Raw genomic sequence first — 17986 nt, 5'->3', positions numbered from 1 at the left:
AATTAATCGTTTTAGCATAAGTTTTGAATTGCAAAATACATCCTTTTGAAATATTTTTTCACAAAACCGTTGTTTTTTGAACTGGAAAATCCAGTAAGGGACAGTATTCAGTGCCAATGGCAATGGCTTTGAGCAACTCTCTTGAATTACAGTTTGAATTTGGTCCATTTTTGCTCAGACTGACCACTTTTTACCACATGCTCTATAAAGGCCATGCCTCTAAGCCCGTCCTCAGTGCTTGGAAAGTCAAGCCATTCTTTTTCTGGTTCTGTGCCGTTTAGTTTAGCAGTGAGCGTTCTGGCAAAATTTCTGTAGTGGTTGGCAAAAGCTTCCAAGTAGCCTTCAGGGTGTCCTGCCGGTGTTCTTGTATTGGCCAATGCATAGCTGGAAAGGTACGGGACATTGGCTCCCGCACGATAAATTTGATCAGGTTGCTCTGGATGTCGGACGATAAGGGAATTGGCATCTTCTTGCTGCCATTCCAAACCCGCTTTGTCCCCATAAACCCTTATTTTGAGGTTGTTTTCTGCGCCAGTGGCGACCTGAGAAGCCATAAGTACACCAGATGCTCCTCCTTCAAACTTCAATAGAACAATGCCGTCATCGTCCAATGTCCTTCCAGAAAGTGTTGTGTTTAGATCAGCACAAAGTTTATCCAGTTTCAACCCGCTGACATATTCCGCTAAGTTCAGGGCATGCGTGCCTATGTCTCCCATGCAACCGGCCACTCCACTTCGCTTGGGGTCTGTTCTCCAGCCAGCTTGTTTGTTTTCTTCTTCGGAGACGTTTTTCCATAGCCAGCCTTGAGGGTATTCCACATAGACTTTTCGGATGTTTCCCAAGGTGCCATTGGAAACTAGTTGTTTAGCTTCTTTTACCATTGGGTAGCCCGTATAAGTATGGGTCAGGCAAAATAACAATCCTGTTTCTTCGATTACCTTATTAAGCTCTTTGGCCTCTTCATAGGTCAAAGTCATTGGCTTGTCCAAGACCACATGAAAACCATTCTTTAAGGCTTTTACGGTAGGGTCGAAGTGAACATGATTAGGAGTGACAATGCTCACAAAATCAATTCTTTGATCTTTAGGAAGTGCTTTTTCCTTTTCGAACATTTCATCATAAGATTGGTAGATACGGCTGTTATCCAAAAACAATTCGGCGCCTGCTATTGCTGATTTTTCAGGGTTACTGCTGAATGCTCCTGCTACCAACTCTATCTGACCGTCCATATTGGCGGCTATTCTGTGAACGGCTCCAATGAAAGATCCTGGACCGCCCCCGATCATACCCATTCGAAGTTTACGATGGTTCATCATTATTCTAGGGTTTTATACTTTAATCGATTTATAATTTTTAGTTAGATTTAAAATTGTCCCAAAAGGGATGTTTTTTTAAAGACACAAATGAGTTTTAAGTGATAAAATGTGAAATAGTATTGTGAACGGTAATGAATAGTAAATCAGAACGCTTATACTTACATGTTTGTATCAGAAAAACTAAAATTAAACGAAAATCCCTAAAATTTAAATTAATATTTAAGTAGTTTGGCTTTTTCTTTTTAAGTTGAAAATTAAAAAATAAAACAAAAAACCTATCAAAAACCTATGAGTTTCAATACGAAGTTTAAGCTGTCCTTCATGATGTTTCTTGAGTTCTTTATCTGGGGAGGCTGGTTTGTTACCCTTGGACTGTTCCTAGAAAAAAACTTGAGTACCACAGGAGCACAAAGTGCAGCTGCGTTTTCTACGCAATCTTTCGGAGCTATAATTGCTCCATTTATTATCGGGCTTATTGCAGACAAATATTTTAATGCAGAAAGGATTTTGGGGGTGCTTCACCTGATTGGTGCGGTACTAATGTTCCAGATGTACAATGCAGAGGATTTTACGGCTTTTTATCCCTATGTATTTGCCTATATGGTAGCTTATATGCCCACCTTGGCTTTGGTGAATTCAGTTTCCTTCAATCAGATGTCCAATCCGGAAAAAGAGTTTGGAGTGATCCGTGTTTGGGGAACTATTGGCTGGATTATAGCAGGTTTGACGATTAGTTTGGTCTTTGCATGGGACTCATCGGAAAATGCAGCAGCAGGCATGTTGAGAAATACATTCTTGATGACCTGTATTGCTTCTCTTGTGTTGGGAATATACAGTTTTATGTTGCCTAAGACCCCTCCAAAAATTGCAAAAGGCGAGAAAAAAACCATCACTGAAATTCTCGGATTGGATGCTTTTGCTTTGTTGAAAGATAAAAACTATTTGATTTTCTTTCTTGCCTCGATCATGATTTGTATCCCATTGGCTTTTTATTATCAAAATGCCAGTTTGTTTTTGGGGGAGATAGAAATGACAAATCTTACCGGTAAAATGGCCTTAGGTCAGGTAAGTGAAGTGTTGTTCATGTTGTTGTTACCTGTATTCTTTGGTAAATTCGGAATTAAGAAAACGCTACTTGTGGGGATGATTGCTTGGGTGGTGCGTTATGCGTTGTTTGCCTATGGTAATGTGAATGAGTTGTCATTTATGTTATTGATCGGAATTGCCCTACATGGTATTTGTTATGACTTCTTCTTTGTTTCAGGGCAAATCTACACGGACTCTAAAGCAGGAGAGAAATTTAAAAGTGCGGCTCAAGGAATGATCACCTTGGCTACTTATGGAGTGGGGATGTTGATTGGCTTCTGGGTAGCTGGAGTAATCACAGATACTTACGTTACTCCTGATGGAGCCCATGATTGGCAGACCATCTGGTTGATTCCATCAGGAATTGCGGTGTTGGTAGCCTTAACTTTTGCCTTGGCATTTAAAGAGAAAAAGCCAACACCAGTGGCTGCCTAAAGAGATGCTATCATGTCAGAAAGAAGATCTGCATTAAAGAAAATGGTATTGGGCACTGCTGCTATAAGCGGCATGCCTTACCTGAATTTAAAAGCAAACAATAAACAAAACATGTTGAAAGGAAATATAAACCACTCGGTTTGTAGGTGGACTTATGGTCACTTGTCTTTAGATGAATTGTGTGTCCTTATCAAGGACATTGGTTTTGGTGCTATCGATTTGATGGGGCCGAAAGACTGGCCTATTGCTCAGCAGCATGGTGTATATAGTTCCATGTGTAATGGGGCAGAAATTAGTCTTGAGGAAGGCTTCAGCCATTCAGAATACCATGATACACTGATTAAGAATTATTCTGAAATGATTCCTTTGGTCGCCAAAAATGGATACAAAAACCTGATTTGTTTTAGTGGAAACCGCAATGGGATGGATGATGAAACAGGGCTTCAAAATAGCGTAAAAGGTTTACAGAAATTGTTGCCTATAGCTGAAAAACATGGTGTTACCTTGATCATGGAGCTTTTGAACAGTAAAATAGACCACCCGGATTATATGTGTGATAAGAGTGTCTGGGGAGTGGAGTTGTGCAAAAGATTGGATAGTGATAACTTTAAATTACTCTATGACATTTACCACATGCAAATCGATGAGGGAGATGTGATCAGGACTATTGGAGAAAACCATCAGTATTATGGGCATTATCATACTGCTGGGAATCCAGGCAGAAATGAAATAGATGAGACACAAGAGCTGAATTATCCAGCCATTATTAAGGCCATTGCTAAAACAGGCTTTAAGGGGTATATTGCTCAGGAATTTATACCCAAAGCAGAGGATAAGGCCGCATCCTTGCGAAATGCCATTGCCCTTTGTGACATTTAAACCGAAATAACCTAATTAAAACCTATAGATGAATTATGGCAAATCAAGAGTATGATGCAATCGTCGTTGGCTCTGGTATTAGTGGCGGATGGGCTGCTAAGGAGTTGACCGAGAAAGGATTGAAGGTTTTGCTGCTTGAAAGAGGGCAAGACGTAAAACATGTAAAGGATTATAAGAATGCGACCCTTCCTCCTTGGGAAATACCGCACAGGGGACGCAGGACTACCGAAATGGTGGAGAATCACCCTAATTTAAAGCGCGATTACGTATTGAATGAATTAGTGTTGGATTGGTGGGCGCATGAAGATTCCTCTCCGTATGTAGAAGAAAAGCCTTTTACTTGGTTTAGAGGTTATCAAGTAGGTGGCCGTTCCTTGCTTTGGGGGAGACAGAGTTATCGTTGGTCTGATTTGGACTTTGAAGGTAATGCCAAAGAAGGGATTGCGGTAGATTGGCCGATCCGCTATAAGGATATCGCTCCATGGTATGATTATGTAGAGAAATTTGCAGGGATCTCTGGTAATAGAGATGGCCTGGATGTGCTTCCTGATGGGCAGTTTATGCCTGCTTTCGCCATGAATTGCGTGGAAAAAGATGTAAAGGATAGAATAGAGAAGAAGTTTGGCGGTAAGCGTCACTTTATCAATGCCCGAGTGGCCAATATTACCCAGCCACTTCCTGGCAGACCTGGCTGTCAATCAAGAAACAAATGTTGGTTAGGCTGTCCTTTTGGAGGGTACTTTAGTACACAGTCTTCAACTTTGCCAGCAGCTGAAGCTACTGGAAACCTAACGCTTAGACCTTATTCCATTGTTCATAGATTGCTTTATGATAAGGATACACAAAAAGCGACAGGGGTAGAGGTAGTGGATGCAGAAACCATGGAGACCATAGAGTACAAATCCAAGATTGTGTTCTTATGTGCTTCTGCTTTGAATTCTGCTCAAGTATTGATGCGTTCAGCGACTGATATTTGGCCAGAAGGTTTAGGGAGTAGTTCAGGAGAGTTGGGACATAATGTGATGGATCACCATTTCCGACTTGGTGCAAGTGGTTCTATTGAGGGATATGATGATAAGTATTATTTTGGAAGAAGGCCGGGAGGTATTTATATTCCGAGATACAGAAACGTGGGAGATGATAAGCGCGATTATGTGCGTGGATTCGGTTATCAAGGAGGTGCCAGTCGTAGTGGATGGAGTAGAGATGTGGGTGAGATCAACATCGGTGGGCCTTTAAAGGAGGCTTTGACCGAACCAGGACCATGGAGTATTGGGATGACGGCGTTTGGAGAGATATTGCCTTATCATGAAAATAAAATCACATTGAGCAAAGATGTGAAGGATAAGTGGGGAATGTATGCTTTGGTAATGGATGCTGAGATCAAGGATAATGAAATGAAGATGCGTAAGGATATGATGGCCGATGCTGCTGAAATGTTGGAGGCAGCTGGCGCTAAGGATATTCATACCTATGACTCTGGTTATACTTTTGGTCAAGGGATTCATGAAATGGGTACGGCCAGAATGGGAAGAGATCCAAAAACCTCTGTGTTGAATGAGCACAATCAGGTTTGGGATGCCAAAAATGTGTTTGTGACCGATGGTGCTGCCATGACTTCTGCGGCTGCTGTGAATCCGTCGCTAACTTATATGGCATTGACAGCCAGAGCAGCAAGCTTTGCAGTAGAAGAACTTAAAAAAGGTAACCTTTAAAAGACACAAACTATGGCAATGAACAGAAGAGATGCATTGAAGAGCTTTGTACTGATGATGGGCGGAACCATGGTCGGTGCGAATGCGATATTGACAGGTTGTACACCTGATAAGCAAATCGAAGGTCTTGATTTTACCCCTGAGGAAATAGCCTTTTTAGATGAGATTGGTGATACTATCATTCCGAGTACAGATACCCCTGGCGCCAAAGCGGTAGGTATCGGTTCCTTTATGGTGATGATGGTGAAAGATACCTACTGGGAAGAGCAACAAAAGGAGTTTATTAATGGTTTGAATGCACTCAGGAAGGGTTTTAAAGATGAGGTTGGTAAAGACTTCATGGATGCCAGCCAGGAGCAAAGAACCGTTTATTTGAATGAGCTCAATAAAAAGGCAAAAGAAGAAAATGGTCCAAAGTATTTCAATATGTTGAAGGATTTGACCGTTTTGGGATATTTTACTTCGGAAATTGGAGCCACAGAAGCCTTGAATTATGTAGAGGTCCCAGGTAAATGGGAGCCATGCATTGATTACAAAAAAGGAGATAAAGCGTACGCTATATAACAGATACCAAGCGGGATAGCAATTAATTGATGTCCCGCTTTTTGAATTACACTTGATTTATTAAGATCCCCTAAAATGAAAGAAAGACGAAAGTTTTTGAAGTTGGGTGCAGCATTTACAGCAGGTGCTTTTTTGCCATTGCAGTTTTGCTCCTCACCTAAAAAGGAAACTGCTACTGCAGTAGTTGAAGAAGCAGTAGCAGAATCAGTAAAAGAAACAATTTCCAAATTTGGTGTCCAGCTTTACTCTGTAAAAGAAGATATGGCTGCAGATGCTAAAGAGACGATAAAGAAAATCGCTGGTTACGGTTACAATCAGATAGAAGGATTTGATGGAGGAAAAGGGATTTTCTGGGGTATGAAAAATACCGAATTCAAAACCTTTACAGAAGATTTGGGGTTGGACTTTGTAGCATCGCATGCCAACGTATTTGATAATACAGAGAAACTTGCAGCAGAAGCTGGAGAAATTGGGATGAAATACCTGATCTGTCCTTGGATCGGGCCTCAGGAGTCTATGGAGGAATGGAAAAAAATCGCAGATAGATTTAATGAGGTAGGTCAAATATGTAAGAATAATGTGGTGAGGTTTGCCTACCATAATCATGGCTATACATTTGAGGAATTGGAAGGCCAGATGCCTCAGGACTTTTTGTTGGAAAATACAGATCCAGAATTAGTCGATTATGAGTTGGATATTTATTGGGCGGTTACTGCTGGAGCTGATCCTGAAGCTTATTTTGAAAAATACAAAAATAGATTTAGGCTTTGTCATGTAAAAGATAGGGAAAAAGGAGCTCCTTCAGGAAAGGCTGATGCATCTATTGTATTAGGGGAAGGAAGTATTGACTATTCTAAAGTGCTAAGGACTGCCAAGGACAATGGGATGGATTATTTTATTGTGGAGCAAGAAAAATTTGAAGGGGTAAGCCCTTTGGAGGCAGCCGAAAAAAATGCAGCCTATTTGAAAAAACTTGAAATCTAATAATAGGTTAGAACTATTTGAATTTAAAGCAGGTCAATTTGACCTGCTTTTTTTATGGAGTGATAGGCTGACTTTTGTTAATTCTCCTCAAGTTATCCCAACTTTTTCCTTGGGTTTATTCGTTCATAGAAATAGAGTGACATGAGTGTTGGATTTAATAAATCACCATTATGAGTTTGGCCATCCCATTATTCCCTTTAAAACTAGTTGCCTTTCCTGGGGAACGTTTAAACCTCCATATTTTTGAGCCCCGCTATAAGCAGTTGATTAGGGATTGTATCGTAGGTGAATTGCAATTTGGCATATGTGTCTTTACAGATCGATTGATGTCACACGGCACCATGGTGAGGTTGGTGGAGGTTTTCAAAGAATATGAGGATGGAAGGTTGGATATCAAGACGGAGGGTCTTGGTGTGTTTAAAATCAATACTTTTCAAAATCCCTTAGGTAGTAAGTTGTATGCTGGAGGTGAAGTAGAACTTTTAGAAGAGGACAATAGGGTTTCTGGGGGAGTTTTCAAGGAGTTTGTATTTTATTTGAGGGAAATGCTCAGGTTGATGGGGATTGATGCTTCAGAAGGGCTTGAAAATGTGAATTCTTTTACTTTTGCGCATAAGCTAGGGCTTAAACTTGAAGAGGAGTATGCCTTAATTCATATGCAACGAGAAGCTGAGAGGCTGATTTTTTTAACCAATCATCTAAAAAAAATGCTTCCCATTGCCAGGGAGCTGGAAAAAGTCAGGGAAAGGATCAAGATGAACGGGCATTTCAAGTCACTTGATCCTCTCGATTTTTGATATTATTATAGTTTAGAAATATTTTCTTTTTTCACATAAGCTTCCTTTCCTTCCCATTCTATTTGGTACCAAATGTCCTCTGTGGATTTTATGGTGACCCTGTGTCCGGGGTTTACTTTTTTGATGAATTTACCAGCGGCTGTAGGTTCGCCCATGATGATAGTGGGACTGTCTTTAATGATCCCAGTTTGAGGACTTTTCAGCATGTTATTGCTAAGAAATGTACAAAGCAACAAGATCATGCTCGGGATAAAGTATTTTGGTTTGTTGGCCCTGTTTCTTACAATGGTGAAGATTAGAGATACAACGAGCAATAGGGCAAAGAAAGATGTGATTTCTTGTTGATAGTCTGTGAGTAGTTTGAAAAACTGTGCTCGATCAGAAACCTCATAGCCCTTCAGGTCACGCTGATCTGTTAGGGATTTGATTTTGCTGATTACTTTGGGGCTTGGGTTGTGGTCATAGTATTTGGATAGGTAAAGGGTAGCATCATTGTATTGTCCCATTCCTTCTGTGATGTAGGCCATCTTTAGAAGCATGGCAGGAGAGTATGATTCTTCAGTTTGAAGAATGTCTGAGTAGATGTTGTAGGCTTCTTTGTAGCTTTTGGCATTAAACAAAGAATCTGCTAAAATCAAACTTTTGTTATCTGCTTGACAATTAATGCTTTGCAGTATAAAAGTGAAAAATATTAAAAATTTTACAATAAACTTTCGGCTGATGTTTGGCATTTTCAAATTGGTCTCTTAAATTTGCAGTCCAATTACGACAAAGATATAACAAAATGCAAGTCGAAATTGACAAAAAAATGGAAGTTAAAAGTACTTTCCGGTCCAATTAATAGAGGTTTTATGATCTCATTGGGTTTGAAATATATTGGAATGGTAAAGCAAGAAATTGCCTTTCTGAGAAAATAAAATGATTCCGTAGCTCAGCTGGTAGAGCAATACACTTTTAATGTATGGGTCCTGGGTTCGAGCCCCAGCGGGATCACAAGTTTGAAATTTAAATTTGATAATATCTTGATTATATAATAATTAAGTTGTTAAATTTGAATTCTCAAAATAAAATTCCTTATTAAAGTATAGGGGAAAGTTAACGGGGTGTAGCGTAGCCCGGTCATCGCGCCTGCTTTGGGAGCAGGAGGTCGCAGGTTCGAATCCTGCCACCCCGACAATCCAGTGTTACTTTGAGATATAAGTAAACGGTCCTGTAGCTCAACTGGATAGAGCAACTGCCTTCTAAGCAGTAGGTTAAAGGTTCGAGTCCTTTCAGGATCACAAAGCGGAAAGCAGTTTCCGCTTCTTCTTTATCAAAGATTCCGTATCCCCATAGTCATTGGGATGGTAGGTCAACGAACTACCTTTAGGAGAAAAAAATGATTCCGTAGCTCAGCTGGTAGAGCAATACACTTTTAATGTATGGGTCCTGGGTTCGAGCCCCAGCGGGATCACAAAAAGCCTGACTTTGAAGTCGGGCTTTTGTGTTTAGAATGCGTTCTGATTTCTATACGAAAAAGGGGATCAAGGGATCAAGCAAGATTGAATCAAACTGAAAAGTTGAGGGTTCAAATCCATGTTCATGCTGTATATCCCGATAATCGGTCCAAACTATTCCTCTCTTCACTATCTTAATTCTTGCCAAGATAGAATCTTTGATGATTTAAAAAGTTGATCAGAATTGCTTGTCGTTTCGTTTAAAGGTGTATCCCATTTCTGAACTATATATAGCGCTTCCTTCTTTAGGTCGAAGAAAGTCAATTTTAGGTAAACTCCCATCTTCTTTCCTTGGTAAGGCTAATTCTGATGCGTCAAGCCCTACAAAGTCTGAATCTGATAGGGGAGTTTCTTTTGGCGAAAAAGAATTGTTTGATAGTTCACACTTTTCCAAATCAACATGGGTAATGTGCTTTGATGCTCTAGGATCATAGGATACATTGTTTCTAATAATATGGCCATAACCGGGGACATCCTTTATTTCTTTGGCTGATTTTCTGTTGAGCATGTTGAAATTTGATGGGTTTTGATATCCAGTGTTGTTGATCCAGCTTATGCCTCCAAGGTGATGGTTGGCATAGAAACCTTGGTTTCGATTATAATAAGCCAAACAATTGACTACGATATGCTTCGGAATGACTTTTGGATTTCTTGGTGTGGAAGACATTCCATATCCTCCAGACTTAAAGCCACTACCATCTCCAGCAGCAAGTAGGGTATTGGGCTGGTAGCCGTTGTAAAAGGACCAGCAGTCTTCTATGGTTATTGCTGCTTTAGAATTGATTAGATCAAAGCCGTCGTCACTGTTATACCATGCACGGCAAGCTTTAAATATATTCCCCACACTGGATTCAGTGGTAGGGTGGCCTCCAAACCCATCTACATTTCCACCCTTTCCACCATCTGAGATGGGATCATAATTATTGTATGCATCACAATTCAAAATCATATTGTGTGACCCTTTGGTGAGATAAAAGCCAATAGCCATGCCATCATGCATTGCTAAGTGTTCGTAAGTATTGTAGTTGCCGCCTTCATTGCGGAAACATTCTGATTGAGTATGTCCTGTGATAGTCACTTGAGTACCTATGATCTCGAAATTTTTAAAGTGAAGGTTTGACCCAGATACATGGAATACAATGACTCGCTTGTCTTTTGGGCGCACGGCAGATAAATCAAACACTGGCCGCTCTGATCGATAACCGCCGTAATAAGTCTTTTGAGATGAACTTACCCCACTTTTGTCCATTTCAAATACGTAAGCCCAAAGTCCATTTGAGCTAAATTTCATGATTTGATTCTCAGTTATTTTGTAGGTGCCTCCCCTGATAAATACAGAGTCACCAGGAGTCACTAGCTCCTGTACGTGCTGGAGACTTGCAAAAGGCGCCTCAAGGCTGCCTTGATTGGTGTCGCTTCCATTAACTGCTACAAAATAATTTTTTGCAGGAAGGCAATAGGTGAGAAGGATAAGGGAGAGGGTTAGTAATGACTTCATGTCTAAATGTAATCAATACTGATTTGAAGTATGTATGGGAGTGTAGGGTAAAAAGAAACCCTGCTATTTTCATAAATAGCAAGGTCGGTTCAACTTTTTGAAGTGAAAATCTATTTCTCTATCATTTTATAAACCCGGACATAATCTATTTTAAAGGTGGCAGGGAATATCGTTTCGTCGATTCCTTCTGTACCTCCCCAATCTCCTCCAATAGCCAAATTAAGCAAAAGGTGGAACTTCTTGTCAAACGGCCAGGAAGCATAGCCGCTCCCTTCATTTGTAAAGGTAAAGAGTAATTTATCATCGATATAACCTCTGATAGCATAAGGAGTCCAATCCACTCTGTAAAGATGAAAGGCTTGGCTGGCATGGTTGACCAATTTGTTTTTGCCTACTTGGGTTCCCTTTTTATGGTTGTAAGATTCCGTGTGAACTGTAATATGTACGCGGTCTTGGTCATAGCCGACATGTTCCATGATGTCGATTTCGCCAGATTCCGGCCATCCTCCGTATTCCCAATCAGTAGGAAGCATCCATATGGCGGGCCATGTTCCTTTGCCTACAGGAAGCCTTGCTTTTACTTCAAACCGACCATATAAAAAGTCTCCTTTGTTTTTGCTTACTAATCTGGCTGATGTGAACCGGTTACCTTCCCTTTCCTCTTTTCTGGCTGTAATGGTAAGGACTCCATCTTTTACTTCTGCATTGGACAGATTGTTAGTGTAAAACTGAAGTTCATTATTTCCCCATCCATCTCCTCCTAAGTCGTAGCCCCATTTTTGGGGATCTGGTAATCCGGTATAGTCAAATTCATCTTTCCAGATGGCATGATCTTCAAATTCCCAGCCTAAGTCTTTAATAGGGATGGGGGGAGGGATATTGGGATTGACTGGTTCAGATTGGCCTGCGCAGGACAGGGGGAGTAAACCGATGAATAAGTAAACTAGTGTCTTAAAGGCTGATAATTGAGGTTTCATAAATAGTATAGTTTACAAATTGATTTCACTTGGAGCTACCGATTGGATAGTGGTGGTGTTCGGTATGGTATGTTCAAAATGTATGTTTTTGAGAACTTCCTGTGTTACGGATTTTCCTTCAGTGGGGTATTGGCCATTTATACGCCTAAGGGCTGCGTTTTCTGACACATCAAACCTTTTGTAGGTCCAATGGCACCAGCCGATATTGGCTTGCTCTAATTTTTCTATATTTTGCTTGAGCCATTGTTGGTTATTTTCGCCAGTTTCTCCTACCCAAACAGGGACATTCCATTTCTCTCTGAATGCGATTAAGTTGACAATTCTATTGATCTGATTAGGGTTAGGGTCAAGAATCGTGTCCTCATCAACGGGAATCCAATATCGATGGGCATTATAGATTAGGTTTTGGTTTTGTGAGAATACAGTAGGGATCATATGGTCATAGTTATTTCCCCATCCATTTCCTTCTATCATTATCAAATGGGTATCACCCAAACTTCTGATCTTATTGATCAAGCGCTCAAAGAGATTATGGATTGGTTGGTTTGATGGGACGTTATTAGGCTCATTGATCAGGTCGTAAAAGGCTATTCGGTCATCATTAATATATCGTCTAGCCAGCATTTCCCACAGTTTTAGTGTGACATCTTGGTAGATCAATCTTCCTTTATCATCTTTTCGATTCCATAAGTCATTTTTGACCAAAATATCCGCAATATTGCTATCGGTACCTTGTCCGCCTGGTGCAGCATGGAGGTCTAGAATGACATACATGTTTTTTTCTCCACACCAATCCAATAACCGATCAATGACCTGAATCCCTTCAAGTTCATCAGGAGTTCTGAAGAGGTCGCCTTGATCCATCCACTTAGATAAGCCCGAGATATATTCATCGATCTTTTCTGGTGATTGAATTACCTGATTTCTCAGGCGCCTTTGCTCACTGGTAAGGAACAACTCATAATGCATGGGTAATCTTACGGCATTAAAATCCATAGAGGCAATGTCATTAATGTCGGCTTGAGTAATGAAATTGTCCCGCCAATTTTGATAGAAAGAAGCTACTTCCTCAAAAGTGAGTCCTTCATCATAATAGGCCTTTTTCATTTGCCACTGAGTTCCGATATCACTTCCATTGGGGTTAAGCATATAGCCTTCCTGAAGGAGCCATCCTCCAAGTCCAACGGCTCTTAAAATAACTTCCTCCCCACTTGCATTGACTACTTTTGGTCCATCTGCGGCTAATCTGGTTAGTGAAGATGAGACTGATTTGTGACTTTCATCGTAGGAGGAGTTTTTTGTGGAACAACTCGAATTTAGGTTTAAAAGGAGGGTGATGAGAAATAAATATAATAGGTTTGATAGTTTTGTCATGTTAAAAGGAATTTGAAAGCCCCCTAATCAGTTTAGCTAACCAGAGGGCTTTGGGCTAGGGTTATTTTGTGCCTCCGTATTCCTGGTTTTGTTCAATCAAAGTGTTGTCCAGTTCCAGAAGTGGGATAGGAAGTATTTCATGCTTACCAGCTACAAAACCTCGGTCTGCTAATGCTTGGGCAGCTAGGCCTGTTCTTACTAAGTCAAACCATCTATGGCCTTCTCCTGCCAATTCCAAACGCCTTTCTTCCATAATGTTTTCGAGGTTTACAGGGACCGGATCTAGCCCTACTCTTGCCCTGACCGCGTCCAACAGTTGCTGGGCACGTCCTTGGTCTCCACCGCCCCGAATCAGTGATTCTGCTTCCATTAAATAGGTGTCAGCCAACCTGATTTCATAAATGTTTTGCCTAAAATTCAATTCCATGACACCCCCACCAGTAGATCTTTCAGATTGTCTTCCAGCGTATTTTTCAAGGAAATAGCCCGTGTTCATAAAACCCTTTTCATAAGTCACTGCACCAGCTTTCTCTAAGCTGTCAAGGTTGGCTAATGTGTACCGATATCGAGGATCCCCATGGATCGCTTCAAAGAAGTCTTCAGTGAAGGGTAAGAAACTCCAACCAGAAACATAGTCTGGTGCATCTTCACTAATCGCATTATATCCTCTAGGACCTACCATGATATTAAGGACATTCCCTTCAGTACATGATACACAGCCCCAGTCTCCATTGGATTGGCTAGTGAAACTGATTTCAAAAATAGATTCGCTGTTGAATTTATTGTCGATCACCCACAAGTCTCCAAAATTGTCTAACAGTTTGTATCCGTATTGACTGGTCTCGCCTGGAGTACCATTGACGTCCGCAAATTCTTGTGCTGCCTGGGTGAATTTTTCCTGATGTAAATATACTTTTCCCAACAGGGCTTTGGCCATTCCAACGGTGGCTCTTCCGGCTTCCGTGGCTAAATCAACAGTAGCAGGCAGCCCATCGATAGATTCCTTTAGATCGGTTTCGATCTGCTGAAAAACTTCTGCTGGATCTGCCTGAAGTATATCGTACATTTCAGAGGTCGAAACAGGTTCAGTTAATAAAGGGATATTTTCAAAAAACCTTACTAAATCGAAGTAGAAATAAGCCCTGAGAAACTTGGTTTCTGCAGCATACCTGGCTTTCAACCCTTCGTCCATGGGGACTTCAGGTAGTTTTTGCAAAAGTACGTTAGCGCGAAATACACCTGAAAAGCCTTTACTCCATAAATCTCCTTGAGGTCCGGTAGATGGATCCAAAGTGTAGTTGGACCACACCTGTAGGGCGGTGATGTCAGTGGGGCCACCTCCACCAGCATAGTGATCGTCAGAAGCTGCGTTTAAAGCATTTTGTTTGGTTACAAAACCATTGCTTTGCCATCCAACAACGTCATAGACTGCTACCAGGCCATTGTAAGCTTCTTGTTGGTTTTGGTAATAATTGGCTTCCAGGTTGGTGCCTTTAGGCTTGATTTCTAAGAATGAATCGGAACAGGATCCTAAGGTCAGCAGGGCCAATGCTGAGGCTAGTATATTGATTTTATGTGTTTTCATAATTGATTGCGTTTGTCGTTAAAATCCAACTTGTATACCGACCATAAATGAACGGGCTTGAGGATAGATACCTCGGTCGATACTCATGACACCTCCGCCTATTTCAGGATCATAGCCTGTATACTTGGTGACGGTCAAAAGATTCTCGCTCATTACATAAACCCGGGCTCTGGTCATGCCGGCTTTTTCAATGATACTCTTAGGGAAAGAATATCCAAACTGGAGGGTTTTGATTCTAAAATAAGAACCATCTTCTAGGTAGAAGTCTGAAGGATTATTGAAGTTCTTATTAGGGTCACCTTCGACGATTTTTGGGTGATCGTTCGAAGTGCCAGGTCCTGTCCATCGGTCTAAAGCCTCGGTTTGCCAGTTGGCATTGCCTATATCCAGTCTCCTAAGACCTTGGAAAATTTTGTTTCCAGCAACTCCTTGTCCAAAGACAACCATGTCAAAGTTTTTCCATTCGAGATTTGCCGTAAAGCCATAGGACCATGAAGGTGTTGGGTTTCCAATGAAGGTCCTGTCTTCCTCTGTTATTTGCCCATCATCATTCAAATCCGCCCAGATAAAATCTCCTGGCTGGGCATTGGGTTGGATCATATTGCCCTCGCTATTGGTGTAGTTTTCTACCTCTTCTATTGTTTGGAAGATCCCCATTGTTTCAAACCCGAAAAATGAATTCATGGACTGTCCGACAGCTGTGCGGGTGATGGGATAGGAGCTTGCTTGAAAACTCTGTCCCCCGGAAAGGTAGGAAATTTCTTCTCCTAAATTGGTTACCTCGTTTTCTAGGTAAGAAACATTGCCACTTAGTGATAGGTTTAAGGCTCTCAACTGCTTTCTATATCCAATTTCAAGTTCAACCCCTCTATTTTCCATATCGGCGATGTTGGCCGCGGGATTGGAAATCGCTCCGACATAACCCGGTATTCTGGGATTTTGAAGGATGCCATTGGTTACTTTTTTGTACCAGTCAAATGTGATGTTAAAGTCTTCAAATAGGGTGGCTTCAAATCCGATATTTGCTTGACTGGTTTCTTCCCATTTTAGGTCTGGGTTAGAGGGTGCGTTAGGGCTGTAGCCGATGGAGTAGCTTCCTGTATTGCCAATGGTATAGTTTCTACCGCTTCCAATGGTGGAAAGGAAGGCAAAGTCTCCAATGTTGTCATTTCCCACAACGCCATAGCCACCTCTAACTTTCAAGAAGTTTAGTACAGCATTAGTAGGCCAGAAGTCTTCTTGGCTGGCTACCCAGCCCGCAGAAAATGATGGGAAAACCCCATAGCGGTTATTGGTTCCAAAGCGCGAGGAACCATCTCTTCTTACCAGTGCCTCTAAAAGGTATTTCTCAGCATAGTTATAATTGGCTCGGGCAAACAATGAGCTTACAGCATGTCCTGCTCCTTCGGACCCATCGGCAGTTCTCTGGTCATTAGGGACTTTGAAGTTCAATGAGGCGTCATCAAAGTTGCTGGCCGGGACATTGAAGAATGTCACATCAAGTGATCTTCCTCTATTGTCCAAATATGCCCCCTGACCTAGTAATACTGTAAAGTTATGGTTGTCGATGGTTTTGGAATAGGATATGGTGTTTTCTAAATTCCAGTCAAAGCGTCTGTTTTGGCCTCTGCTAAACTTGGTCTGATTGGAGACATTGGTAGCGTTCAAATAGAAAATAGGCGTAAAAGATTCGCTTCCCCAAAAAGAGAGTTTAGCACCCAATGTTGATCTCAGTTTTAACCCTTCAATTGGTTCTGCTTCTGCGTATACATTACCCACGATGTTGTCTGACCAGCCGTAATTGCCAAGCCTGGTTTGCATGTAGGCTAGGGGATTGGTCATTTCTTGGGCAACTATAGTGCTGATCCCATATGGATTGCCCATAGCGTCTCTTACAACTGGATTTGTGCTGTAAGGAGGTTGATTGGCAATATTAGGGTCAGTAATTACTGCTTTTGTAATCGGGTCAAGGTTAATGGCAGAGCTTAATGGTCCTCCAAACTCACTGTTTGTATTGCCCAGGCCGATGGATTTATCATGAGCATATCCTAAGTTTTGACCAACTTTAAGCCACTTGGCTAGCTTATGTTCGGAGTTTAAGCGGATGTTGGTCCTTTTGTATCTGGAAATATCTGAAGCAACAATCCCTTCTTGTTCCAAATAGCCGAAGGAAGCATAGAATGTAGAGACGTCACTTCCGCCGCTAATGCTTAACTCATGATTTTGCCTCATTGCATTATTATTGAAAATGAGGTCTTGCCAATCGGTGCCTTTTCCATAGCTTTCCGGATTAGGAAAAGGAGCAGCATTTCCAGCGTTTACGGCTGCCTCATTCCTGATCATGGCATATTGACTGGCATTAAGTAGGTCAAGTTTTTTTGCTGGAGCGGATGTGCCGTAATAACCATTGTAATTTACGCGCATTTTCCCAGCTTCCCCTTTTTTGGTAGTAACCAAGATTACACCCGCTGCTGCCCTGGCACCATAGATGGCTTGGGATGCGGCATCTTTTAGCACCTCTATAGATTCAATGTCCGATTGGTTTAGGTAGCCAATGCCGCCATTGTCTACTACGACACCATCCACTACCCATAGTGGGTCGTTATTGCCAAATGTAGTGAGGCCTCTGACACGGACAGTTGCTCCTGAGCCCGGCTGACCAGAGCTTGCTGCTACAGTAAGCCCAGATGTTCGTCCTTGCAAAGCTTGCTCCACTCGGTTAATAGGCATGCTTTCCAGATCTTCTCCTTTAACACTTGATATGGCACCTGTGACGACACTCTTTTTCTGTACACCATACCCAACGACAACCACTTCCTCCAAAGAGCTTAGGTTTTCCTCCATACTTATTTCCAGATTGGATTGATTGGTGATGGTTGCTTTTTGGGTTTCCATACCTAAAAGGCTAAAGACAAGTACATCGCCTTGGGAGGCTTTTATGTTGAATAGGCCTTCAACATCAGTAATGGTTCCTGTGCCAGAACCTTCGATCATTACAGCTACGCCTGGGAGAGGCTCGCCGTCATTTTTTAAAATTACTTTACCTGTGATCTCACGGTCTTGCGCTTGGGTTAGCACGGGCAAGAGGAGAAGACAGGAAATGAAGAATGCAAAAGTAGCTCTTCTTTCCATAGAATTTTGGGTTAGGTTATTTATTGATTTATTGGTATTAAACTTTAATCAAAGTTAATCCTATACCATGTCAGAAATGAAATATAATGCCACTACATTAACCCTACAAAATGATAAAAATGACCGTTTTTTGCTTTTTTTGGGCACT

The 17986-nt window shown here is 41.4% G+C and carries 13 protein-coding genes and 4 tRNA genes; 10 read left to right on the top strand and 7 right to left on the bottom strand.

Annotation, left to right across the window (positions count from 1 at the left end; all coding sequences use genetic code 11):
- Positions 1–146: 146 nt before the first annotated feature.
- The gene (locus IFO69_RS04675) at positions 147–1316 is read right to left on the bottom strand and encodes a Gfo/Idh/MocA family protein (protein WP_192008781.1); all 1170 of its coding nucleotides are present in this window, start codon (positions 1314–1316) and stop codon (positions 147–149) included.
- Positions 1317–1604: 288 nt separating this feature from the next.
- Between IFO69_RS04675 and IFO69_RS04670 the strand changes: the two genes are divergently transcribed.
- From IFO69_RS04670 to IFO69_RS04645, 6 genes are all read left to right on the top strand, one after another.
- Entirely contained in the window at positions 1605–2837 is a 1233-nt protein-coding gene (locus IFO69_RS04670; protein ID WP_192008779.1) for a nucleoside permease, read from the top strand.
- 12 nt (positions 2838–2849) lie between these two features.
- Positions 2850–3716, top strand: a complete 867-nt coding sequence (locus IFO69_RS04665) for a hydroxypyruvate isomerase family protein (RefSeq protein WP_192008777.1) — start codon at positions 2850–2852, stop codon at positions 3714–3716.
- 35 nt (positions 3717–3751) lie between these two features.
- The gene (locus tag IFO69_RS04660; protein WP_192008775.1) at positions 3752–5431 is read left to right on the top strand and encodes a GMC oxidoreductase; all 1680 of its coding nucleotides are present in this window, start codon (positions 3752–3754) and stop codon (positions 5429–5431) included.
- 12 nt (positions 5432–5443) lie between these two features.
- Positions 5444–5995, top strand: coding sequence for a gluconate 2-dehydrogenase subunit 3 family protein (locus tag IFO69_RS04655; RefSeq protein ID WP_192008773.1), 552 nt, complete (start codon positions 5444–5446; stop codon positions 5993–5995).
- Between the two features lie 75 nt (positions 5996–6070).
- Entirely contained in the window at positions 6071–6979 is a 909-nt protein-coding gene (locus tag IFO69_RS04650; protein WP_192008771.1) for a sugar phosphate isomerase/epimerase family protein, read from the top strand.
- A 170-nt stretch (positions 6980–7149) separates the two neighbouring features.
- Positions 7150–7776 (top strand): LON peptidase substrate-binding domain-containing protein, encoded by a 627-nt coding sequence (locus tag IFO69_RS04645; RefSeq protein WP_192008769.1) that lies wholly within the window; start codon positions 7150–7152, stop codon positions 7774–7776.
- Positions 7777–7781: 5 nt separating this feature from the next.
- On the opposite strand, the gene IFO69_RS04640 is transcribed toward IFO69_RS04645, so the two are convergent.
- Entirely contained in the window at positions 7782–8414 is a 633-nt protein-coding gene (locus tag IFO69_RS04640; RefSeq protein ID WP_317173421.1) for a tetratricopeptide repeat protein, read from the bottom strand.
- A gap of 282 nt (positions 8415–8696) precedes the next feature.
- Here IFO69_RS04640 and IFO69_RS04635 point away from each other — a divergent pair.
- The 4 genes from IFO69_RS04635 to IFO69_RS04620 all read left to right on the top strand — a co-directional run bounded on the left by IFO69_RS04635 (position 8697) and on the right by IFO69_RS04620 (position 9229).
- Positions 8697–8769 (top strand) — tRNA-Lys (locus IFO69_RS04635).
- A 106-nt stretch (positions 8770–8875) separates the two neighbouring features.
- Positions 8876–8950 (top strand) — tRNA-Pro (locus IFO69_RS04630).
- Positions 8951–8982: 32 nt separating this feature from the next.
- Positions 8983–9056: transfer RNA gene (locus IFO69_RS04625), tRNA-Arg, on the top strand.
- 100 nt (positions 9057–9156) lie between these two features.
- A tRNA-Lys gene (locus tag IFO69_RS04620) sits at positions 9157–9229 on the top strand.
- A gap of 221 nt (positions 9230–9450) precedes the next feature.
- Here the strand turns inward: IFO69_RS04620 and IFO69_RS04615 are convergent.
- From IFO69_RS04615 to IFO69_RS04595, 5 genes are all read right to left on the bottom strand, one after another.
- A complete protein-coding gene (locus tag IFO69_RS04615) occupies positions 9451–10770 on the bottom strand; it encodes a right-handed parallel beta-helix repeat-containing protein (protein ID WP_192008764.1) in 1320 nt (439 codons plus the stop codon).
- Between the two features lie 110 nt (positions 10771–10880).
- Positions 10881–11747 (bottom strand): glycoside hydrolase family 16 protein, encoded by an 867-nt coding sequence (locus tag IFO69_RS04610; protein ID WP_192008762.1) that lies wholly within the window; start codon positions 11745–11747, stop codon positions 10881–10883.
- Between the two features lie 12 nt (positions 11748–11759).
- Entirely contained in the window at positions 11760–13121 is a 1362-nt protein-coding gene (locus IFO69_RS04605) for a glycoside hydrolase family 5 protein (RefSeq protein WP_192008760.1), read from the bottom strand.
- 61 nt (positions 13122–13182) lie between these two features.
- Positions 13183–14706, bottom strand: coding sequence for a RagB/SusD family nutrient uptake outer membrane protein (locus IFO69_RS04600; protein WP_192008758.1), 1524 nt, complete (start codon positions 14704–14706; stop codon positions 13183–13185).
- A gap of 18 nt (positions 14707–14724) precedes the next feature.
- The gene (locus IFO69_RS04595) at positions 14725–17838 is read right to left on the bottom strand and encodes a SusC/RagA family TonB-linked outer membrane protein (RefSeq protein WP_192008756.1); all 3114 of its coding nucleotides are present in this window, start codon (positions 17836–17838) and stop codon (positions 14725–14727) included.
- Positions 17839–17986: the final 148 nt, after the last annotated feature.

Origin of the sequence: Echinicola arenosa, assembly GCF_014841125.1 — a bacterium.
GTDB lineage: Bacteria > Bacteroidota > Bacteroidia > Cytophagales > Cyclobacteriaceae > Echinicola > Echinicola arenosa.
Note: the sequence above shows the minus strand (reverse complement) of the source record. Positions and strands in the feature narration are given on the sequence as shown.